This is a genomic window from Streptomyces sp. DSM 41931, from assembly GCF_050271085.1.
Taxonomy (GTDB): domain Bacteria; phylum Actinomycetota; class Actinomycetes; order Streptomycetales; family Streptomycetaceae; genus Streptomyces; species Streptomyces albogriseolus.
Genome location: NZ_CP189902.1, coordinates 3778619 through 3799450 on the forward strand (window position 1 = coordinate 3778619; position 20832 = coordinate 3799450).

16 protein-coding genes are annotated in these 20832 nt (G+C 73.9%); 15 read left to right on the forward strand and 1 reads right to left on the reverse strand.

Going from position 1 to position 20832, the window contains the following annotated elements:
* The first annotated feature begins 71 nt into the window (after positions 1-71).
* The 7 genes from ssd (at position 72) to ACP7TJ_RS17630 (ending at position 5089) form a co-directional block, all read left to right on the forward strand.
* A complete protein-coding gene (ssd, locus tag ACP7TJ_RS17600) occupies positions 72-1172 on the forward strand; it encodes a septum site-determining protein Ssd (protein WP_167741171.1) in 1101 nt (366 codons plus the stop codon).
* Complete coding sequence (locus tag ACP7TJ_RS17605) at positions 1169-2386, forward strand: TadA family conjugal transfer-associated ATPase (protein WP_093764535.1); 1218 nt, start codon at positions 1169-1171, stop codon at positions 2384-2386. Before ssd ends, ACP7TJ_RS17605 begins: the two co-directional genes overlap by 4 nt.
* Positions 2383-3246 carry a type II secretion system F family protein gene (locus ACP7TJ_RS17610; RefSeq protein WP_193457713.1) on the forward strand — a complete coding sequence of 288 codons (864 nt, stop codon included), beginning with the start codon at positions 2383-2385 and terminating at the stop codon, positions 3244-3246. The genes ACP7TJ_RS17605 and ACP7TJ_RS17610 overlap by 4 nt, the downstream gene beginning before the upstream one ends.
* Positions 3243-4028 carry a type II secretion system F family protein gene (locus ACP7TJ_RS17615; RefSeq protein ID WP_380864594.1) on the forward strand — a complete coding sequence of 262 codons (786 nt, stop codon included), beginning with the start codon at positions 3243-3245 and terminating at the stop codon, positions 4026-4028. The genes ACP7TJ_RS17610 and ACP7TJ_RS17615 overlap by 4 nt, the downstream gene beginning before the upstream one ends.
* Positions 4029-4135: 107 nt before the next feature.
* Entirely contained in the window at positions 4136-4345 is a 210-nt protein-coding gene (locus ACP7TJ_RS17620; RefSeq protein WP_033274961.1) for a DUF4244 domain-containing protein, read from the forward strand.
* Complete coding sequence (locus ACP7TJ_RS17625) at positions 4332-4736, forward strand: TadE family type IV pilus minor pilin (protein ID WP_176710657.1); 405 nt, start codon at positions 4332-4334, stop codon at positions 4734-4736. Before ACP7TJ_RS17620 ends, ACP7TJ_RS17625 begins: the two co-directional genes overlap by 14 nt.
* Entirely contained in the window at positions 4733-5089 is a 357-nt protein-coding gene (locus ACP7TJ_RS17630) for an Rv3654c family TadE-like protein (RefSeq protein ID WP_093764539.1), read from the forward strand. The genes ACP7TJ_RS17625 and ACP7TJ_RS17630 overlap by 4 nt, the downstream gene beginning before the upstream one ends.
* Here ACP7TJ_RS17630 and ACP7TJ_RS17635 read toward each other — a convergent pair.
* Positions 5052-7595: a DEAD/DEAH box helicase gene (locus tag ACP7TJ_RS17635; RefSeq protein WP_427763787.1), complete on the reverse strand. Its 2544-nt coding sequence runs from the start codon at positions 7593-7595 to the stop codon at positions 5052-5054. The two genes, ACP7TJ_RS17630 and ACP7TJ_RS17635, sit on opposite strands and share 38 nt — an antisense overlap.
* Before the next feature lie 79 nt (positions 7596-7674).
* Between ACP7TJ_RS17635 and bldG the strand changes: the two genes are divergently transcribed.
* The 8 genes from bldG to tmk all read left to right on the forward strand — a co-directional run bounded on the left by bldG (position 7675) and on the right by tmk (position 20725).
* Entirely contained in the window at positions 7675-8016 is a 342-nt protein-coding gene (gene bldG, locus ACP7TJ_RS17640; protein ID WP_006132569.1) for an anti-sigma factor antagonist BldG, read from the forward strand.
* A 109-nt stretch (positions 8017-8125) separates the two neighbouring features.
* Positions 8126-8563 (forward strand): ATP-binding protein, encoded by a 438-nt coding sequence (locus ACP7TJ_RS17645; protein ID WP_093764541.1) that lies wholly within the window; start codon positions 8126-8128, stop codon positions 8561-8563.
* Between the two features lie 321 nt (positions 8564-8884).
* Positions 8885-11296, forward strand: a complete 2412-nt coding sequence (locus ACP7TJ_RS17650) for a sodium-translocating pyrophosphatase (RefSeq protein ID WP_427763791.1) — start codon at positions 8885-8887, stop codon at positions 11294-11296.
* Between the two features lie 182 nt (positions 11297-11478).
* Positions 11479-12069 carry a small secreted protein gene (locus ACP7TJ_RS17655; RefSeq protein WP_093764543.1) on the forward strand — a complete coding sequence of 197 codons (591 nt, stop codon included), beginning with the start codon at positions 11479-11481 and terminating at the stop codon, positions 12067-12069.
* 83 nt (positions 12070-12152) lie between these two features.
* Entirely contained in the window at positions 12153-13682 is a 1530-nt protein-coding gene (locus ACP7TJ_RS17660; RefSeq protein ID WP_427763794.1) for a DUF7059 domain-containing protein, read from the forward strand.
* A 443-nt stretch (positions 13683-14125) separates the two neighbouring features.
* The gene (locus ACP7TJ_RS17665; protein ID WP_093764544.1) at positions 14126-14323 is read left to right on the forward strand and encodes a hypothetical protein; all 198 of its coding nucleotides are present in this window, start codon (positions 14126-14128) and stop codon (positions 14321-14323) included.
* Positions 14324-14569: 246 nt separating this feature from the next.
* On the forward strand, positions 14570-17398 hold the full coding sequence (gene topA / locus ACP7TJ_RS17670) for a type I DNA topoisomerase (RefSeq protein WP_189911084.1): 2829 nt from the start codon (positions 14570-14572) through the stop codon (positions 17396-17398).
* A 159-nt stretch (positions 17399-17557) separates the two neighbouring features.
* The gene (gene tmk / locus ACP7TJ_RS17675) at positions 17558-20725 is read left to right on the forward strand and encodes a dTMP kinase (RefSeq protein WP_367461979.1); all 3168 of its coding nucleotides are present in this window, start codon (positions 17558-17560) and stop codon (positions 20723-20725) included.
* Positions 20726-20832 lie beyond the last annotated feature (107 nt).

Sequence of the window (20832 nt, forward strand, 5' to 3'; positions counted from 1 at the left end):
GCGCGGTCCTCCCCCCATCTGGAATCGGCGGGCCCCGAGGGCCGCGCGAGGTAGGGAGCACTGGGGACGACATGACCGGAACCGTCACGCACGACCCGCCGCCCGGAGGCAACCGACCGGGCGCACCGCTGATCGTCACCGAGGACACGGCACTCCTCGACGACCTGCTGCGCCTGTGCGCGGCCGCAGGCGCCACACCGGAGGTCCATCACGGACTGCCCGGGCCGCGCGGGAGCTGGGAGGCCGCACCCCTGGTCCTGGTCGGCGACGACGCCGCCCGGCGGGCCCGCGGCGCGCCCCGCAGACAGGGGGTGGTGCTGGTCGGGCGCGACCAGGACGACCCCGGAGTCTGGCGGCGGGCCGTCGAGATCGGCGCCGACCATGTGCTGATGCTCCCCGACGGCGAGCAGTGGCTCGTCGACCGCATCGCCGACGTCGCCGAAGGCGTCGGCCGGCCCGCCCTGACCGTCGGCGTCATCGGCGGCCGGGGCGGCGCGGGCGCGTCCACCCTGGCGTGCGCGCTCGCCGTCACCTCCGCCCGCGAGGGGCTGCGCACCCTGCTGGTGGACGCCGACCCGCTGGGCGGCGGACTGGACGTGGCGCTCGGCGGCGAGACGGCGAAAGGACTGCGCTGGCCCGCGTTCGCCTCGTCGCACGGCCGGGTCGGCGGCGGGGCGCTGGAGGAGTCGCTTCCCGAGCTGCACTCGTTGCGGGTGCTGAGCTGGGATCGCGGCGACTGCCTCTCGGTGCCGCCCCGGGCCGTGCGCGCGGTCCTCGCAGCCGCCCGGCGCGGCGGCGGAGCCGTCGTGGTCGACCTGCCGCGACGCGTCGACGAGGGCGTCGCCGAGGTCCTCGCCCAGCTCGACCTGGCGCTCCTCGTCGTCCCCGCGGAGCTGCGCGCCGTCGCGGCGGCCGGCCGCGTCGCCTCCGCCGTGGGCATGGTCCTGCGCGATCTGCGCGTTGCCGTCCGCGGACCGTACGCACCCGGTCTGGACGACCGCGAGGTGGCCCGGTTGCTCGGCCTGCCCCTCGCCGGGGACGTGCCCGTGGAGCCCGCCCTCCAGCGCCCTTACGGCACCGGGCGGCCGCCCGGGGTGACCGGCCGGGGCCCGCTGGCCCGCTTCTGCCGGGAGTTCTGGGAGCGCGCGCTGGTGGAGGCGAGGGCGGCATGAGCGGCACGGGGACGACCGGGGCGGGAATGCCGCCCGGCCTGCTCGACGGGGTGCGGCGGTGGCTGGCCGAGAGCGGGGCCGAGCCGACGCCCGCGCGGGTGGCGCAGGCCCTGCGCGAACAGGGCCGGGTGCTCGGCGACGCGGAAGTGCTCGGCGCGGCCGAGCGGTTGCGGTCCGAGCTGGTCGGCAGCGGACCGCTGGAGCGGCTGCTGTCCGACCCGGCCGTGACCGACGTGCTGGTGTCGGCGCCTGACCGGGTCTGGGTGGACCGCGGCGGGGGCCTGTTGCTCACCCCGGTGTCCTTCCCGGACGAGCCGTCCGTGCGGCGCCTGGCGCAGCGGCTCGCCGCGGTGGCCGGACGGCGCCTGGACGACGCGCGGCCCTGGGTCGACGCCCGGCTTCCCGACGGGACCCGGCTGCACGCGGTGCTGCCACCGGTCGCGGTGGGCGGCACCTGTCTGTCCCTGCGGGTCGTGCGGCCGCGCGCCTTCACCCTCGACGAACTGGTGGCGGCGGGGACGGTGCCGCCGGGCGGCGACCGGGTGCTGCGGGCCCTGATGGACGCGCGGCTGTCCTTCCTGGTCAGCGGCGGCACGGGCACCGGAAAGACGACCCTGCTCAGCGCCCTGCTGGGGCTGGTCGGGCCGGACGAGCGGATCGTGCTGGCGGAGGACTCGGCCGAGCTGCGGCCCGACCACCCGCACGTCGTGCGCCTGGAGACCCGGCCCGCCAACCAGGAGGGCGCGGGACTGGTGACCCTGGAGGACCTGGTGCGCCAGGCCCTGCGGATGAGGCCGGACCGACTCGTCGTGGGCGAGGTGCGCGGGCCCGAGGTGGTGCATCTGCTCGCCGCGCTCAACACGGGACATGAGGGCGGCTCCGGCACCGTGCACGCCAACGCGGCGAGCGACGTCCCCGCCCGGCTGGAGGCGCTCGGCACGGCGGCAGGCCTGGACCGGTTCGCCCTCCACAGTCAGCTCGCGGCCGCCCTGTCGGTGGTGCTGCACCTGGTGCGGGACCGCAGCGGCAGGCGGCGGATCGCCGAGGTGCACGTCCTGGAGCGGGACCCCTCGGGGCTGGTGCGGACGGCGCCGGCGCTGCGGTGGGGACCGGAGACCTTCGTCGCCGAGCCTGCCTGGCCGCGCCTGCGGCACCTGCTGCGCGCCGCACAGGACGAGGAGGCCCGGGCGGGGCGAGAGGCGGTCGGCGCATGAGCGGGGCGACCGGGACGACGGTGGGGACGGCGGTGGCGTGCCTGGGGACGGCGGCCTGGGTGCTGGGCGGCGGACACGGGGAGGCCAGGCGGGCGCGGGCGCTCGCCGGGGACGACCGGGTGTCGGCGCGGCGGCCACGTTTCGCGCTGCGGGCGGTCGGCCTTCGGAGGCGGCTGGGCGTCGAGTGGGCGTCGCTGGCCGCCGGGGTGGTGCTGGCGGTGCTCGGGGCGTCGGTGCTGCCGGCCGTCGCGGGGGCGGCCGGAGTGCCTCTGCTGCGGAAGGTGCGACGGGCCGCGGCCGCGCGCAAGGAGCGGGACGGCCGCACGGACGCGGTGGTCGCGCTGTGCGGGGCGCTCGCCGGGGAGTTGCGCGCGGGACGGCAGCCGGGCGAGGCGCTGTTGCCGGCCGTCCGGGACTCCGGAGGGCTGGGCCCTATGCAGGCGGCCGTGCTGGCGGCGGCGCGGTTCGGCGGGGACGTGCCGGACGCGCTGGCGGCGGCGGCCCGGCAGCCCGGCGCCGAGGGACTGCGCGGTCTCGCCGCGTGCTGGCGGGTGGCGGTGGACCAGGGCGCGGGTCTCGCGGACGGCCTCGACCGGCTGGAAGCGGCCCTGCGCGCCGAGCGGGACCAGCGCGCCGACCTGCGCGCCCAGTTGTCCGGGGCCCGGACCACGGCGGTGATGCTCGCGGGGCTCCCGGTGGTGGGCCTGGCGCTGGGCGCGGCCCTGGGCGCCGACCCGCTGCACGTCCTGCTGCACACACCGCCGGGGTCGGTCTGTCTGGCGGCCGGCGGGGTGCTGGAAGGGCTGGGCCTGTGGTGGGCGCTGCGGATCATGCGGGGCGCCGAGGAGGCGGCGGCATGAGCGGCGACGTCGTCCACAGGCTGGGGACGGTCCTGGGGGTCGCGGCCGTGCTCGTCGGGGCGTGGGCCTGGTGGTACCGGCTCCGGTGCGAGCGGCGGACACGGCGGAGACTCGACGCGCTCGCGGCGCGGGAGCGGCGAAGAGCGGGTGCGCGCCTCCCCTTGCTCAGGACCGCGCGCGGCCGGCTGCCGTACGGGGCGGTCGTGTTCGCCGGGTGGGTGACGGTGGGCGGGCTCGGCGGTGTGGGGCTGGGGCTGGTGCTGGCGGCGGGACTGTGGCGGTGGCACCGGCGGCAGACGCGGACGGCCGCTGAGGCGGACGCATCCGACATCGCGCAGGCGGCCCGCCAACTCCCCCTCGCCGCCGACCTGCTGTCCGCCTGCATCGCGGCGGGCGCCGGACCGGTACCGGCGGCGCAGGCCGTCGGGGAGACCCTGGGCGGCCCGGTCGGCGACGCCCTGGCGCGGGGCGCCGCGGAGGTACGGCTCGGGGGTGAGCCGGGGGAGGCCTGGCGCAGGCTGGCCGCCGTGCCCGGCGCGGTCCCGCTGGCCCGGCTGCTGGAGCGGGCCGATGTGTCCGGTCTCCCGCTGGCCGCCCCGGTGGGGCGGCTCGCCACCGAGGCGCGGGCGGAGTGGACCCGTACGGCGACAGCGCGGGCCCGGCGGGCGGCGGTCCTGATCAGCGCGCCGGTGGGGCTGTGCTTCCTGCCCGCCTTCATCGCCGTCGGTGTCCTGCCCGTGGTGATCGGGCTCGCGGGCGGGGTGCTCGGAGGGGGTGGGTGAAGGACGACGAAGACGGACGGCGGAAGACGGACGACGGACGACGGCGGCGGAACACGACGACGGATGACAAGAGGACGACAACAGACATGGCACGTACGGAGGTTCGGATGTATCAGGTGGTGCGGGCGCGGCTGCGTGCCCTGACGGCGAGGGTGCGCGGGGCGCGGAGGGACGCCGGGATGGTGACCTCGGAGTACGCGATGGGCATCGTGGCGGCGGTGGCGTTCGCCGTGGTGCTCTACCGGGTGGTCAACAGCGGCCCGGTCAGCACGGCCCTGCGGAACATCGTGCAGCAGGCCCTCGATGGCCGGATGTGACAGGTGGCGCGGCACAGTGCGCGGCAGGGGGCGCGACCACGGGTTCGTGACGGCGGAGTCGGCGTTGGTGCTGCCCGTGCTGGTGCTGTTCGTGGCTGCGCTGGTGTGGGGGCTGATGGTGGTGGCCGCACAGATCCAGTGCGTGGACGCGGCCCGGGCGGGCGCCCGGGCCGCGGCTCGGCAGGATCCGCCGGACGCGGTGGTCGAGGTGACCCGGGAGGCGGCCCCGGCCGGTGCGCGGGTCACGGTCGGCCGGGACGCCGAGCAGGTCCGGGTGACCGTCGTGGCCGGGGCGCCGATGCTGCGGGCGCTGCCCTTCGAGCTGAGGGAGGAGGCCGTCGCGGCGGTCGAGGAGGCGGTGGTGGCCGCGGGTGCGGGGAGGGGGACGTGAAGGAAGCCTTCCGGAGTCCGGCGGACCGCGGCTCCGCCTCCGTCTGGAGCGTCGGTGCGGTCGCCGTGCTGTGCGTGGTGTTCGGGGTGGTGCTCGCCCTCGGGCACGCCGTGGTGGTCCGGCACCGGGCGGCGGGAGGCGCGGACCTCGCGGCGCTCGCCGCCGCCGACCACTGGACGCGGGGTGCGGCGGAGGCGTGCGCGCGGGCGGACCGGGTGGCCCGGGCCCAGGACGCACGGCTCGTGCGGTGCGTGATGACCGGCGAGGTGTCGGACGTGTCGGTGGCGTCCGGAGCGGGGCCGTTCACCGCGGAGGTCAGGGCGCGGGCGGGGCCTGCGGGTCCGGCGCGCTGATCGGGCCGTCCTCTCCCTCGGAGGCCTGGGCCTTCTCCGCCTTCTCCGCCTTGTCCTCAGGCGCCCCCTCCAGCAGCACGTCCAGCAGTCGCACGGCGCCCCGCTTGTGCAAGGGGTCGTTGCCGTTGCCGCACTTGGGGGACTGGATGCAGGAGGGGCAGCCGGCCTCGCACTCGCAGGAGGCGATGGCCTGGCGGGTGGCGGTGAGCCAGGAGCGGGCGGTGTGGAAGGCGCGTTCCGCGAAGCCCGCGCCGCCCGGGTGGCCGTCGTAGACGAAGACCGTGGGCAGCAGGGTGTCGGGGTGCAGCGGGATCGAGACGCCTCCGATGTCCCAGCGGTCGCAGGTGGCGAACAGCGGCAGCATGCCGATCGACGCGTGCTCGGCCGCGTGGAGGGCGCCGCCGAGGATCTCCGGGTTGATCCGGGCCCGGTCCAGCTGGTCCTCGGTGACCGTCCACCACACGGCGCGGGTGCGCAGCGTACGGGGAGGGAGGTCGAGTTTCGTCTCGCCGAGCACTTCGCCGGTGATGACCCGCCGCCGAAGGAAGGAGACGACCTGGTTGGTGACCTCGACGGAGCCGAAGCAGAGGCGTCCGTCGCCCCAGGGGATCTCGGTGTCCGTCTCCAGGACGGAGATGGACGTCGTGTCCCGGGCCACCGTCGTCCAGGACGGGCTGGCCTGCTCGACCAGGGCGACGGAGTCCTCCAGGTCGAGGGAGCGGACGACATAGGTGCGGCCCTGGTGCAGATGGACCGCGCCCTCGTGGACGCTGGTGTGCGCCGCGCCCGCGTCGACCGTGCCCAGCAGCCGGCCCGTCCCCGCCTCGACGACCTGGACGGGGCGGCCGCCCTCCCCGCGGATGTCGGTGAGGTCGGCGGCCCGCTCGCGGCGGGTCCAGTGCCAGGCCCGCGTCCGCCGGCGCAGCAGCTTCGCGGCCTCCAGCTGCGGCAGCAGCTCCTCGGCGGCGGGGCCGAAGAGGGCGAGGTCGTCCTCGGTGAGGGGCAGTTCCTCGGCCGCCGCGCACAGGTGCGGGGTGAGGACGTACGGGTTGTCGGGGTCGAGGACGGTGGACTCCACGGGACGGTCGAAGAGCGCCTCGGGGTGGTGGACGAGGAAGGTGTCCAGCGGGTCGTCGCGGGCCACCAGCACCGCGAGCGCGCCCTGCCCGGAGCGTCCCGCGCGGCCGGCCTGCTGCCACAGGGAGGCGCGGGTGCCCGGGTAGCCGGCGATGACCACGGCGTCCAGGCCGGAGACGTCCATGCCGAGTTCGAGGGCGTTGGTGGCGGCGAGACCCAGGAGTTCGCCGGAGTGCAGGGCGCGTTCGAGGGCACGGCGCTCCTCGGGGAGGTAGCCGCCGCGGTAGGCGGCGACCCGCCGGGCCAGGGACCGGTCGACCTCGGCGAGGCGCTCCTGGGCGATCACGGAGATCAGCTCGGCGCCGCGCCGGGAGCGGACGAAGGCGACCGAGCGGACGCCTTGCACGGTGAGGTCGGTGAGCAGGTCGGCGGCCTCGGCGGTGGCGGTGCGGCGGACCGGGGCGCCCTTCTCGCCGTGCAGCTCGGTCAGCGGCGGCTCCCAGAGGGCGAACACCAGTTCACCGCGGGGTGAGGCGTCGTCCGCCACCTCGACCACGGGCAGGCCGGTGAGGCGGCGGGCGGCGACGGCCGGCTCGGCGGCGGTCGCCGAGGCCAGCAGGAACACCGGCGAGGCGCCGTAGCGGGCGCACAGCCGCCGCAGCCGCCGCAGCACCTGGGCGACGTGCGAGCCGAACACGCCCCGGTAGGTGTGGCACTCGTCGATCACGACGTACTTGAGGGCCTTGAGGAAGGAGGACCAGCGGGGGTGGGACGGCAGGATGCCCCGGTGCAGCATGTCGGGGTTGGTCAGCACGTAGTTGGCGTACTGGCGGATCCATTCGCGTTCCTCGAACGGAGTGTCGCCGTCGTGGACCGCCGCGCGCACCGAATGGCCCAGTGGCCGTGAAAGTTCCTTCACGGATCGGCACTGGTCCGCGGCGAGGGCCTTCGTGGGGGCGAGGTAGAGGGCGGTGGCGCCCCTGCCGTTGGGCGCCTCGGCGCCGTCCAGCAGCGTGGACAGCACGGGCACGAGGTACGACAGGGACTTGCCGGAGGCCGTGCCGGTGGCGACGACCACCGAGTCGCCGTCCAGGGCGTGCTCGGCGGCCCGCGCCTGGTGGGCCCAGGGGTGTTCGATTCCCGCGGCCCGCACCGCGGCCAACACTTCCGCGCGGATCCGGTCCGGCCAGACGGCATGCCGACCCGCACGCGGGGGCAAGTGCTCCGTATGAGTAATGCGCGAAGCCCGGCTCGGTCCGGACGCGAGCCGGTCCAGGACGTCGCCCGGCGCGGCGGTCCCGGATCGCGTGTCCGTCGGGGGTCCATCGGATCGGTGATTCTTGGCCATCGGCACCGAGTGTGTCACCGGCGTGACGGACAATGGGGCCAAGGCGTCGTGCACGCCTGCCGGTAAGTGATTGAATGCCATGGCGGCTGGCGAACCGTCCCGGGGGCTGAGCCGAGATGTCCCAAGGGCGACCGCTCGATAGCTAGGTGCTGGAGGATCCGTGGACCTGTCCCTGTCGACCGAGACCGTGGGCGATCGCACGATCGTCAGGGTCGGTGGCGAAATCGACGTATATACCGCGCCCAAGCTGCGCGAGCAGCTGGTCGAGCTGGTGAACGACGGCAGTTTCCACCTTGTCGTCGACATGGAAGGTGTGGACTTCCTCGACTCCACCGGTCTCGGCGTGCTGGTCGGCGGCCTGAAGCGGGTTCGAGCCCACGAGGGCTCGCTGCGCCTGGTCTGCAACCAGGAGCGCATTCTCAAGATTTTCCGCATCACCGGCCTCACCAAGGTGTTCCCGATCCACACCTCGGTCGAGGAAGCGGTGGCGGCGACCGACTGACCACCCGCTCCCGGGCTCTCGCGCCCGGGCAGCACGAGAGACACCAAGGGGACCGGGCGTTCGGCGGCCCGGCCCCTTCACCGCACGCCCGTAGTCGCGAGGGGGATGCATGGCCACCGTCGAACTCCGCTTCAGCGCGCTGCCCGAGCACGTGAGGACCGCCCGGCTCGTGGCGGCGGCGGTGGCGCGCAGGGCCGGAGTGGACGAGGCCGTCCTCGACGAGGTCAGACTCGCCGTCGGTGAGGCCTGCACCCGGGCGGTCGGACTGCACCAGCACGGCGGCATCTCGGCGCCCGTGAGGGTGCTGCTGATCGAGGAGGAGAAGCAGTTCTCCATCGAGGTCGGCGACGAGGCCCCGCACGCTCCCGTCCGCGCCCGCCCGGCCGGTGAGGTGCTCGGCGACGCGGACGCGGAGTCCGAGGAGGACGAGATGGGCCTCGCGGTCATCAGCGGCCTCGTCGACGACGTCGAGGTCAGTGCCGGGGAGAGCGGCGGATCGATCCGCATGAGGTGGCCCACCACGCCGCCGGCCGCGCTGTTCACCTGACCGGTTCACCCGTACGCCGACCGTTTTCCGAAGGGCCCCCTGCATGGGGGCCCTTCGGCACGTGCGGGTGCGGGGGACCGCCCTTACAGTGGTTCCCAGCGGATGATCGCGTGAATTCGTTCACGATCCTTCGCGCCCGGGAAAATGCGATCACGAGAATGCCTCAAAGGCATTACCGATTTCCGGCCGACCGGTCGCCGGAGATCAATGGTGAAGAGCGACTGCACGCCATTTACATTTCTCGCGGTCTGTTTAGATCAGGTTCCGGTACCTACAATCCCGTCCACATCTTGAGCTCAGCCCAAGCGTCAAGGAGGACGAATGGCGGGGCTTTCCATCTCATACGAGTCGGGCCAACCCATATCCCTCGCAGCCGCCGTGCTGACCGACGAGAACCGCGTGCTCGTGGTGACCATCGGCATCGTGGCCCTGGCGGCGCTGGCCGTCGCGGCGGTCCTGGTACGCCAGGTGCTCGCGGCCGGCGAGGGCACCGACAGCATGAAGAAGATCGCGGCCGCGGTCCAGGAGGGCGCCAACGCCTATCTGGCCCGCCAGCTGCGCACGCTCGGCGTATTCGCCGTGATCGTTTTCTTCCTGCTCATGCTGCTGCCCGCGGACGACTGGAATCAGCGGGCCGGGCGGTCGGTGTTCTTCTTGATCGGAGCGGCGTTCTCGGCGGCCACCGGCTATATCGGCATGTGGCTCGCCGTGCGCAGCAATGTCCGGGTCGCCGCCGCGGCCCGGGAAGCCACTCCGGCCGAGGGCGAGCCGGAAAAGGATCTCACCACCGTTTCGCACAAGGCGATGAAGATCGCTTTCCGTACGGGCGGTGTGGTCGGCATGTTCACGGTGGGGCTGGGGCTGCTCGGCGCCGCCTGTGTCGTGCTGGTGTACGCGGCCGACGCGCCGAAGGTGCTCGAAGGTTTCGGCCTCGGGGCCGCGCTGATCGCGATGTTCATGAGGGTCGGCGGCGGCATCTTCACCAAGGCCGCCGACGTCGGCGCCGACCTGGTCGGCAAGGTCGAGCAGGGCATTCCGGAGGACGATCCGCGCAATGCCGCGACCATCGCCGACAACGTGGGCGACAACGTCGGCGACTGCGCGGGCATGGCGGCCGACCTCTTCGAGTCGTACGCCGTGACGCTGGTGGCCGCGCTGATCCTCGGGTCCGCGGCGTTCGGCGACGCGGGGCTGGCGTTCCCGCTGCTGGTCCCCGCGATCGGTGTGATCACCGCGATGATCGGCATCTTCGCGGTGGCGCCCCGGCGTGCCGACCGCAGCGGCATGAGCGCGATCAACCGCGGGTTCTTCATCTCCGCGGTGATCTCGCTCGCGCTGGTCGCGATCGCGACGTTCGTCTACCTGCCGTCGTCGTACGCCGGCCTCGACGGGGTGACGGACGAGGCGATCCTGGGGAAGAGCGGCGACCCGCGGGTCCTCGCACTGGTCGCGGTGGCCATCGGCATCGTGCTCGCCGCGCTCATCCAGCAGCTCACGGGCTACTTCACCGAGACCACCCGGCGTCCCGTGCGGGACATCGGGAAGACCTCGCTGACCGGACCGGCCACCGTGGTGCTCGCCGGCATCTCGGTGGGTCTGGAATCGGCCGTCTACACCGCCCTGTTGATCGGCCTCGGCGTGTACGGGGCGTTCCTGCTCGGCGGCACGTCGATCATGCTGGCGCTGTTCGCGGTGGCGCTGGCCGGCACCGGTCTGCTCACCACGGTCGGTGTGATCGTCGCAATGGACACCTTCGGTCCGGTTTCCGACAACGCGCAGGGCATCGCCGAGATGTCCGGCGACGTCGAGGGCGCGGGCGCGCAGGTGCTCACCAACCTGGACGCGGTCGGCAACACCACCAAGGCCATCACCAAGGGCATCGCCATCGCCACGGCCGTCCTCGCGGCGGCGGCGCTGTTCGGCTCGTACCGGGACGCCATCACCACCGGCGCGCGGGACGTGGGCGAACGGCTCAGCGGCGAGGGCGCGCCGCTGACGCTGATGATGGACATCTCGCAGCCCAACAACCTCGTCGGGCTGATCGCGGGCGCGGCGGTCGTCTTCCTCTTCTCGGGGCTGGCGATCAACGCGGTGTCGCGGTCGGCGGGCTCGGTGGTCTACGAGGTGCGGCGGCAGTTCCGGGAGAGGCCCGGGATCATGGACTACAGCGAGAAGCCGGAGTACGGCAGGGTCGTCGACATCTGCACCAAGGACGCCCTGCGGGAGCTCGCCACGCCCGGTCTGCTCGCCGTGATGGCGCCCATCTTCATCGGGTTCACGCTCGGTGTGGGCGCGCTGGGCGCCTTCCTGGCCGGCGCGATCGGCGCGGGCACGCTGATGGCGGTGTTCCTCGCCAACTCCGGCGGCGCGTGGGACAACGCGAAGAAGCTCGTGGAGGACGGCAACCACGGCGGCAAGGGCAGCGAGGCCCACGCGGCCACCGTCATCGGCGACACGGTCGGCGACCCGTTCAAGGACACCGCCGGTCCGGCGATCAACCCCCTGCTGAAGGTGATGAACCTGGTGGCGCTGCTCATCGCGCCCGCGGTCATCAAGTTCTCCTACGGCGCGGACAGGAGCGTCGGGATGAGGGTGCTGATCGCGGTCGTCTCGGCGCTGGTCATCATCGCTGCGGTGTATGTGTCCAAGCGGCGCGGGATCGCCGTGGACGACGACGAGGGCGGCGCGGAACCGAGGCCCAACTCACCGGACCCGGCGGTGGTTTCCCGGTAGGGCACGCCGGACACCGGATCAAGGTGCGGGCGGGCGGCGCGGATTGACGCGCCGCCCGCCCGCACGGTTCTCGGCCCGTGACCCTTGTCTCGCCTGGTGCAAATGGCTACAAAAACTCTCTTACCGGACGTTCACCATGTGGGCGTAGGCCATCCGGCGTGTATGTTCCGGGGCCGAAGGCCATGGAAGGGACCAATCCGGTGAACAAGAAGCTCGCGGCCGCACTGTCCGGCGGTGCGGTACTGGTACTGGCGCTGACGGGATGCGGCGGCGACGACAGCGACGAGAAGCTCGACGCCTGGGCGAAGGAGGTCTGCGACGCCGTTCAGCCGCAGGCCGCCAAGATCAAGGCGGCCAACACCGCCATCCAGAAGGAGACCTCGGACAACAGCACGCCCCAGGCGGTCCAGCAGGCCGACTCGAAGGCCTTCCAGGACATGTCCGACGCCTACAAGGCCATCGGCGCGGCCGTGAGCAAGGCCGGCGCGCCCGACGTCGAGAACGGCGAGCAGAAGCAGCAGGACGCCGTGAAGGAGCTCAACAGCATCTCCGCGTCCTACGCCTCCCTGAAAAAGCAGGTCGACGGCCTCAACACCAAGGACCAGGCGGACTTCGCCGACGGTCTGAAGGACATCGCGGCCGAGCTGGACAAGCTGAGCAAGAGCGGCAGCGACGCCCTCAGCGCGCTGGAGGAGGGCGAGGTCGGCGAGGCCATGTCCCGGCAGGCCAGCTGCCAGACCGCCACCGCGTCGGCCGGCGCGACCAAGAGCTGACTCCGGCTCCCGCGGTGCGGGCCGCCCCGGCTGACGGCGGCTCAGCGGCCGCGGGTGCGCGCCGGGTGGGGGCGGCGGCCACAATGGGGGGCGTGAGTGACGCCAGCCTGCCGCCCCTGCCCTCGTCCGACCGCACCGACGCCGCCGCGCGGCTGCGGGAGGCGCTGCTCGGCGCCTCCTTCACCGCCGACGGACTGCTCGACCTGCTCGGCGCCCCCGCCTACGCGGCGCTGGCCCGCAGCGAGACCGTGCCCGCGCTCCGTGCCACCCGCGGGGACACCCCGCTGGAGCTGCTCGTGCGGCTGTTCCTGCTTCAGCAGCCGGTGCCGCGCGCGGGCCTGGACGGCGTCCTGCCCGTCGACGTGTGCCTGGAGAGCGGGTGGCTGCGGGACGCCGGCGGCGACGCCCTCGCGGCCACCGTGGACGTACGGCCGTACGGCGGGGCCGACGGCGAGGACTGGTTCGTGGTGTCGGACCTCGGGTGCGCGGTCGGGGGCGCCGGGGGCATCGGCAGCCGGGACGCGGGCGTGGTGCTCGGTGTCGGCGGCGCGTCCACCACCCTGGCCGGGATCACCGTCCGTACGCCCGTGAGGTCGGCGCTCGACGTCGGCACCGGGTCCGGCATCCAGGCGCTGCACGCCGCCCGGCACGCCACGCGCGTGACGGCCACCGACGTGAACCCGCGCGCCCTGCACATCACGGCGCTCACCCTGGCGCTGTCCGGGGTCCCGGCCGCCGATCTGCGCGAGGGGTCGCTGTTCGCCCCGCTGCGAGAGGACGAGAGGTACGACCTGATCGTGTCCAACCCGCCGTTCGTGATCTCGCCCGGTGCGCGGCTCACCTACCGCGACGGCGGGATGGGCGGGGACGATCTGTGCCGCACGCTCGTCCAGCAGGCGGGGGAGCGGCTCGACCAGGGCGGCTTCGCGCAGTTCCTCGCCAACTGGCAGCACGTGGAGGGGGAGGACTGGCAGGACCGGCTCCGCTCCTGGGTGCCGCGCGGCTGCGACGCGTGGATCGTGCAGCGCGAGGTGCAGGACGTGACGCAGTACGCCGAGCTGTGGCTGCGGGACGCGGGCGACCACCGCGGGGACGAGGCGGAGTACCGGGCGCGCTACGACGCGTGGCTGGACGAGTTCGAGGCGCGCAAGGTCAGGTCCGTCGGCTTCGGGTGGATCACCCTGCGCCGGTCGGACGCGGCCGTGCCGTCGGTCACGGTGGAGGAGTGGCCGCACCCGGTGGAGCAGCCGCTCGGCGACACGGTCCGGGCGCACTTCGAGCGGCTGGACTACCTGCGGTCGCACGACGACGCGGCGCTGCTGGAGGCGCGCTTCGAGCTGGCGCCCGAGGTGGTGCAGGAGCAGGTCGGGCTGCCCGGCGCGGAGGACCCGGAGCACGTCGTGCTGCGGCAGAACCGGGGGATGCGCCGGGCGACCAGGGTCGACACGATCGGCGCGGGGTTCGCCGGCGTGTGCGACGGCACCATGGCCGCGGGCCGGATCCTGGACGCCATCGCCCAGCTCCTCGGCGAGGACCCCGTGCTGCTGCGCGACCGCACCCCGGCGCAGATCCGGCTGCTGGTGGAGCAGGGGTTCCTGAACCCGGTGGACTGAGGGGTCCGGCACGGGCGGCCCGCCCGGGTGCGGGCAGTCGTGGGTCGCTCGCGCAGTTCCCCGCGCCCCCTCGGGGCGCGTTCACCGCAGCACCCGCAAGGGGCGCGGGGAACTGCGCGACCAGCCCCCACCGCCCCGCGGACGACAACGAGACCGCGCCACGCCAAGCCACAAGCGCCCCTCGAAGCACACGCGCCACGGGGACCGGGTCCCGTACGCCCCTGTGTCGTGCGCCGCATCTTTCACGCCCATGTCGGCCCCCGGCGCCGGGCGGTCCCGAGCCCGCGGAAATTTCCGGAAGCGGACCGCGCGGGCTCGCTTCCGCCGTCCTCGCCGCCCCGCCGAGCCCCGCCGTTCACCTCCGGTTCGTCCGCCCGCCGCCCGGGCGTGGCAGCGTCCTCAGCTGTCGGCGCAGGGACGGACGAGAGGGGGCGCGGGCGACGATGGAGAGTGGGCCGGCGATCTTCGCGGGAACGGTGTTCTGCCTGTTCGGTGCCGGTTTGCTGGCCTGGACGGTGACCCGCGCGCGGCAGCACCGCCCGGTCGCCCTCGGGGTGAACCGCGTCGCGTCGACCACGGTCGCCGGGACCGTCGCGACCGTCTCCCTGGCGCTCGGCGCCTGGTGCTTCAGCCGCCTGTGAGGCGCGTCCCGATCCGGACGCCCGCGGTAACCGAAGGATCGCGCTCCGCATAAGAGCGGGCGGAGTCTGGACACTCCGGGCGGCAGGAACGGTGGTAGTCGGGTTACCGTTCGAGTGGCCGTTGCGGGCTTTTCCCGTTTGACACGGGGGCGGGATGTACCGTCACACTCCGCAGCGTCACCATGACCGACCCCGGGGGAGAAGCGCCTGGGGAGGCCCGAGCGTCCGACGGAGAGAAGAGCGAAGTTGTCCCCGACCAGCGAGACCGCGAACGGCGGCCGCCGACTCGTCATCGTCGAGTCGCCTGCCAAGGCGAAGACGATCAAGGGCTATCTCGGCCCTGGCTACATCGTCGAGGCGAGCGTCGGGCACATTCGCGACCTTCCCAACGGCGCTGCCGAGGTTCCGGAGAAGTACACCGGCGAGGTGCGCCGCCTCGGTGTGGACGTCGACCATGACTTCCAGCCGATCTATGTGGTCAACGCGGACAAGAAGGCGCAGGTCAAGAAGCTCAAGGACCTGCTGAAGGAGTCCGACGAGCTCTTCCTCGCCACCGATGAGGACCGCGAGGGCGAGGCCATCGCGTGGCACCTCCAGGAAGTGCTCAAGCCGAAGATCCCGGTCAAGCGCATGGTGTTCCACGAGATCACCAAGGACGCGATCCGGGAGGCCGTGGCCAACCCGCGCGAGCTCAACCAGAAGCTGGTCGACGCCCAGGAGACCCGCCGCATCCTCGACCGTCTCTACGGCTACGAGGTCTCGCCGGTCCTGTGGAAGAAGGTCATGCCGCGGCTGTCCGCGGGCCGCGTCCAGTCCGTCGCCACCCGGCTCGTGGTCGAGCGGGAGCGTGAGCGCATGGCGTTCCGCTCCGCCGAGTACTGGGACCTGACCGGCACCTTCTCCACCGGCCGCGCCGGTGACGCGAGCGACCCGTCGACGCTGGTCGCCCGGCTCCAGACGGTCGACGGGCGCCGGGTCGCGCAGGGCCGCGACTTCGACTCCCTGGGACAGCTGAAGAGCGCGAACACGCTCCACCTCGACGAGGCGAACGCCCGCGCGCTCGCCGCCGCCCTGGAGGACACGCGGTTCGCGGTCCGCTCGGTCGAGTCCAAGCCGTACCGCCGCTCGCCGTACGCGCCGTTCCGTACGACGACGCTGCAGCAGGAGGCGAGCCGCAAGCTCGGCTTCGGCGCGAAGGCCACCATGCAGGTCGCGCAGAAGCTGTACGAGAACGGCTACATCACTTACATGCGTACGGACTCGACGACCTTGAGCGAGACGGCGGTCGCCGCCGCCCGCGCCCAGGTCACGCAGCTGTACGGAGCCGACTACCTGCCGCCGCAGCCGCGCACCTACGCGGGCAAGGTGAAGAACGCGCAGGAGGCGCACGAGGCGATCCGTCCTTCGGGGGACCGTTTCCGCACGCCCGCCGAGACCGGCCTGACCGGCGACCAGTTCAAGCTCTACGAGCTGATCTGGAAGCGGACGGTCGCCTCGCAGATGAAGGACGCGACCGGCAACAGCGTGACGGTGAAGATCGGCGGTACGGCCGCCGACGGCCGGGACGTCGAGTTCAGCGCGTCCGGCAAGACGATCACCTTCCACGGCTTCCTCAAGGCCTACGTCGAGGGCGCCGACGACCCGAACGCCGAGCTGGACGACCGCGAGCGCCGGCTGCCGCAGGTCGCCGAGGGCGACGCGCTGAGCGCCGAGGAGATCTCGGTCGACGGCCACGCCACCAAGCCCCCGGCCCGCTACACCGAGGCGTCGCTGGTCAAGGAGTTGGAGGAGCGGGAGATCGGCCGCCCGTCGACGTACGCGTCGATTATCGGCACGATCCTCGACCGCGGCTACGTGTTCAAGAAGGGCACGGCCCTGGTGCCGTCGTTCCTCTCCTTCGCCGTGGTCAACCTGCTGGAGAAGCACTTCGGCCGGCTCGTCGACTACGACTTCACCGCGAAGATGGAGGACGACCTCGACCGCATCGCGCGCGGCGAGGCCCGCGCCGTGCCGTGGCTGAAGCGGTTCTACTTCGGCGAAGGCACCGGCAACGGCGGCGCGGCCGAGGCGGGCAACGGCGACGGGGACCACCTCGGCGGCCTCAAGGAGCTGGTGACCGACCTGGGCGCGATCGACGCGCGCGAGGTGTCGTCGTTCCCGGTGGGCAACGGCATCGTGCTGCGGGTCGGGCGCTACGGCCCGTACATCGAGCGCGGCGAGAAGGACACCGAGGAGCACCAGCGCGCCGACATCCCGGCCGACCTGGCGCCCGACGAGCTGACCGTCGAGCTGGCCGAGGAGCTGCTCGCCAAGCCGAGCGGCGACTTCGAGCTGGGCACCGACCCGGCGACCGGGCACACGATCGTCGCCAAGGACGGCCGCTACGGCCCGTACGTCACGGAGATCCTGCCCGAGGGCACGCCGAAGACCGGCAAGAACGCGGTCAAGCCGCGCACCGCCTCGCTCTTCAAGTCGATGTCCCTGGACACGGTGACGCTCGACGACGCGCTGAAGCTGATGTCGCTGCCGCGCGTGGTCGGCGTGGACGCCGACGGCCAGGAGATCACCGCGCAGAACGGCCGCTACGGCCCGTACCTGAAGAAGGGGACGGACTCGCGGTCGCTGCAGGCGGAGGAGCAGCTCTTCACCATCACGCTGGAGGAGGCGCAGGCGATCTACGCCCAGCCGAAGCAGCGTGGCCGGGCCGCGGCCAAGCCGCCGCTGAAGGAGCTGGGCACCGACCCGGTCAGCGAGAAGCCGGTCGTGGTGAAGGACGGCCGCTTCGGCCCGTACGTCACCGACGGCGAGACCAACGCGACGCTGCGCTCGGGCGACAGCGTGGAGACGATCACTCCGGAGCGCGGGTTCGAGCTGCTGGCCGAGAAGCGCGCCAAGGGCCCCGCCAAGAAGACGGCGAAGAAGACCGTCAAGAAGACGACGGCCAAGAAGGCGCCGGCGAAGAAGACGGCGGCGGCCAAGACGGCCGCGGCGAAGAAGACCACGGCCGCCAAGAAGACGACGGCGAAGAAGACCGCCGCCAAGAAGACGGCCGCGGCGAACGGCGCGGAGGACTGATCACCGTCCCGCCGGGCAGTGGACTCTCCGTCCCCTGACGCCCGGTTCCACCGCCCGGCGTTCGGAATGTGAACGTCCCGGCACGGTTCCGCGCCGGGACGTGTGCATGTCAGGGCGCGTCGGCCCCGGGGTGCCGCCGCGGGCCGATAGGCTGAACGCATGACGCGAGCCGAGCAGCCCACGGCCTCCCCACCGGCCACCGACGACGCCCTTGTCGCGGACTCCCGCGAGCGTGCCGTCCGCGCCCTGCTGCGCCGACCGCAGGTGAAACGGTTGTGGAGCGCACAGCTCGTGGGCGGGGTCGGTGACGTCCTCGCCCTCCTCGTGCTGGTGCTCCTCGTCCTCCAGGCGTCGGTCGCCGAGCAGGCCTTCGGCGGCGGGTACCGCGGGGCGGCGTTCGCAGTGGCGACCGTTTTCGGCGTGCGGATCCTCGCGACGCTGCTGTTCGGCGCCGTGCTCCTCGGCCCGCTCACGTCGCTCACCTCGCAGGACGGGCCGCTGGACCGCCGCTGGACCATGGTCGGCGCGGACGGACTGCGCGCCGCGCTGCTGATCGTCGCGCCGCTGTGGATCGACTGGACGCCCGGGAACGCCCTGGCGATCCTGCTCGTCACCGCCTTCGTGGCCGGGGTCGCCGAGCGTTTCTGGACGGTGTCCCGCGAGGGCGCGGCGCCCGCGCTGCTGCCCGGGCCGCCGCCCGAGGGCGCCAGCATCCGGCCGCTGCCCGACCACCTGGACGCCCTGCGCCGCCTGTCGCTGCGCACCGGCTTCGTGGCGATACCGCTCGCCGCCCTCACGCTGGTCGCCGCCGCCCTCTGCAACAACCTGCTGGGCACGGGCATCGAGTGGTTCGGCCGCCACCAGGCGGCCCTCGCCTCCTACGTCGCGGCCGGACTGTTCGCGGCGTCGCTGTCCGTCGTCACCTTCCTGGACCTGCCCGGCACCCGCACGCCCCGCCCGCGCTCGCCGCTGGAGGGCCTGCGCCCCCCGCGGCACGCCGCCGGACCCGACAAGGGCCGCACCGGCGTGCTGCCGCTGCTGGTGTTCGCGGGCGCGTCCGTGGCCGGCGCGGTGGCGGCCGCCGTCGCCGTGTCCGTGCTGCACGCCAAGGATCTGGGCGGCGGGCCCGTGCTGTTCGGCCTCATGGTGGGCGCGCTCACCGGCGGCGTGGTCGTCGGCATCCGTACGGCGCCCGCGCTGCTGCCGGCGCTGTCCCGGCGGCGGATGCTCGCCCTCACCCTCGCCTTCACGGGCCTCGCGCTGCTCGCCGCCGGACTCGTCCCGGACGTCACCAGCGTGCTGCTGATCCTGGCGCTGGCCGGAGCCGGCGCGGGCATGGCCGCCAACATCGCGCACACCCTGCTCGACCAGGAGACCGAGGAGCTGCGCCGGTCCCGGGTCACCGAGCACCTGCACGCGGTGGTCCGCGTGTACGTGGGGCTCGGCGCGGTCGTCGCCCCCGTGCTGGCGGCGGCGATCGGACCGCACCGCCTGGAGAACGGCAAGTTCGTCTTCGCGCACGGCGGCGCCGCCTTCACGCTCATGCTGGCCGGCGCGCTGCTGCTGCCGGTCGCCGCGCTGGTGCTGGCCAAGGTCGACGACCGCTCCGGGGTGCCGCTGCGGCAGGACCTGCGGGACGCGCTGCTCGGCGGCGACGACCCCGGTCCCGCGCCCGCGGGCACCGGCTTCTTCATCGCCCTGGAGGGCGGCGACGGCGCGGGCAAGTCCACCCAGGCCGAGGCCCTCGCCGACTGGATCCGCTCCAAGGGCCACGAGGTTGTCCTCACCCGCGAGCCCGGGGCGACCCCGGTCGGCAAGCGGCTGCGCTCGATCCTGCTGGACGTCTCCAGCGCCGGCCTCTCGCACCGCGCCGAGGCCCTGCTGTACGCGGCGGACCGCGCGGAGCACGTGGACACCGTCGTGCGCCCGGCGCTGGAGCGCGGCGCGGTGGTCATCAGCGACCGGTACATCGACTCCTCCGTCGCCTACCAGGGTGCCGGACGGGACCTGTCGCCGACCGAGATCGCCCGTATCAACCGCTGGGCCACCGCCGGACTCGTGCCGAACCTGACGGTGCTGCTCGACGTGTCGCCGGAGGCCGCGCGGGAACGGTTCACCGAGGCGCCGGACCGGCTGGAGTCGGAGCCCGCGGAGTTCCACGCGCGCGTGCGCTCCGGTTTCCTCACCCTGGCCGCCGCCGACCCCGGCCGCTACCTGGTGGTGGACGCAGGACAGGAGCCGGAGGCCGTCACCACGGTGATCCGGCACCGGCTCGACCGCGTCCTGCCGCTGTCCGAGGCCGAGATCGCCGCGCGCGAGGAGGCGCGGCGCAAGGCCGAGGAGGAGGCCCGCCGCAAGGCGGAGGAGGAGGCGGCCCGCAAGGCCGAGGAGGAGCGCCTGGAGCGCGAGCGCCAGGAGCAGCTCGCCAAGCTGCGCGCCGAGGAGGAGGAGCGCAAGCGGCGCGAACTGGAGGAGGCGCAGCGGCGCGAGGCCGAGCGCCAGGCGGAGGAGGCCCGGCAGCGCGCCGAGGAGGCCCGCCGCCGCGCCGAGGAGGAGCGTCAGCGGCTGCTCGCCGAGGAGAAGGCGCGCGCCGAGGAGGAGGCGCGCCGGAAGGCCGAGGAGGAGCGCCGCCGCAAGCAGGCGGAGGAAGAGGCGCGGCTGCGTGCCGAGGCCGAGGCGCAGCGCCTGGAGAAGCAGCGCAAGGCCGAGGAGGCCCTGCTGCGCGCGGAGCAGGCCCGGCAGCTCGCCGAGCGCGCGGCGGCCGCGGCGGAGGCGGGACCGCGCACCACGGCGACCCCCTCCGAGACCCCGGCCCCGCCTGCCGCGAGCCGGGACGCCGACGAGGCGCTGACCGTGCCGACGCCCGTGGTGACGCCGACGAACGCGACGGGCGGCCCGGTGGACGAGACGGCCGTGCTGCCGCGCGTACGGGACGAGGACGTCGCCCGGGACGCGGACCGTCCGGCGCCGGCCGACGCCGAGGTGACGACCGAGCTGCCCCGGCCGCAGGCGCCGGGCGCGGCGGACGAGACGGCGGTGCTGCCGCCCGTCCCGCCGGGCGCGGCCGACGAGACGGCCGTGCTGCCGCCGGTGCGCGGGGGCGGGCCCGGTCCCGCGGGCAGTCCGGAGGAGCCCGAGGACCGTACGCGTGAGCTGCCGCAGATCGACGCCGAGAGCGCGCCCCGCCGCCGGGAGCGTCCCGACTGGGCGGAGGAGACCCCGCTGGACGACCTGCCGTCGCTGGCCGACGAACTGCTCGGCCCGCACGAGGACGACCACGGCGACGACGACGAGGGCCGCGGCGGCGGACGGTGGCGTCGGCGCTGAGGTGCCGCTGTGCCGTGCCGGGCGTGCCTTCGGGCGCGCCCGGCACTGCTTCTGCCGACGGCCGTGACCGGTCCGTGCCGGGCGGCCGTGCTGGGCGGGGACGGGGA

Bases quoted from the DNA above. Each gene is read 5' to 3' on its own strand.
- ACP7TJ_RS17620 (WP_033274961.1), top strand. From the start codon at position 4,136: ATGTATCAGGTGGTGCGGGCGCGGCTGCGTGCCCTGACGGCGAGGGTG.
- ACP7TJ_RS17650 (WP_427763791.1), top strand. From the start codon at position 8,885: ATGGCGGGGCTTTCCATCTCATACGAGTCGGGCCAACCCATATCCCTC.
- ACP7TJ_RS17615 (WP_380864594.1), top strand. From the start codon at position 3,243: ATGAGCGGCGACGTCGTCCACAGGCTGGGGACGGTCCTGGGGGTCGCG.
- ACP7TJ_RS17610 (WP_193457713.1), top strand. From the start codon at position 2,383: ATGAGCGGGGCGACCGGGACGACGGTGGGGACGGCGGTGGCGTGCCTG.
- ACP7TJ_RS17635 (WP_427763787.1), bottom strand. From the start codon at position 7,595: ATGGCATTCAATCACTTACCGGCAGGCGTGCACGACGCCTTGGCCCCA.
- ACP7TJ_RS17660 (WP_427763794.1), top strand. From the start codon at position 12,153: ATGGGGGGCGTGAGTGACGCCAGCCTGCCGCCCCTGCCCTCGTCCGAC.
- ACP7TJ_RS17645 (WP_093764541.1), top strand. From the start codon at position 8,126: ATGGCCACCGTCGAACTCCGCTTCAGCGCGCTGCCCGAGCACGTGAGG.
- ACP7TJ_RS17665 (WP_093764544.1), top strand. From the start codon at position 14,126: ATGGAGAGTGGGCCGGCGATCTTCGCGGGAACGGTGTTCTGCCTGTTC.
- ACP7TJ_RS17605 (WP_093764535.1), top strand. From the start codon at position 1,169: ATGAGCGGCACGGGGACGACCGGGGCGGGAATGCCGCCCGGCCTGCTC.
- tmk (WP_367461979.1), top strand. From the start codon at position 17,558: ATGACGCGAGCCGAGCAGCCCACGGCCTCCCCACCGGCCACCGACGAC.
- ACP7TJ_RS17655 (WP_093764543.1), top strand. From the start codon at position 11,479: ATGGAAGGGACCAATCCGGTGAACAAGAAGCTCGCGGCCGCACTGTCC.
- ACP7TJ_RS17625 (WP_176710657.1), top strand. From the start codon at position 4,332: ATGGCCGGATGTGACAGGTGGCGCGGCACAGTGCGCGGCAGGGGGCGC.
- ssd (WP_167741171.1), top strand. From the start codon at position 72: ATGACCGGAACCGTCACGCACGACCCGCCGCCCGGAGGCAACCGACCG.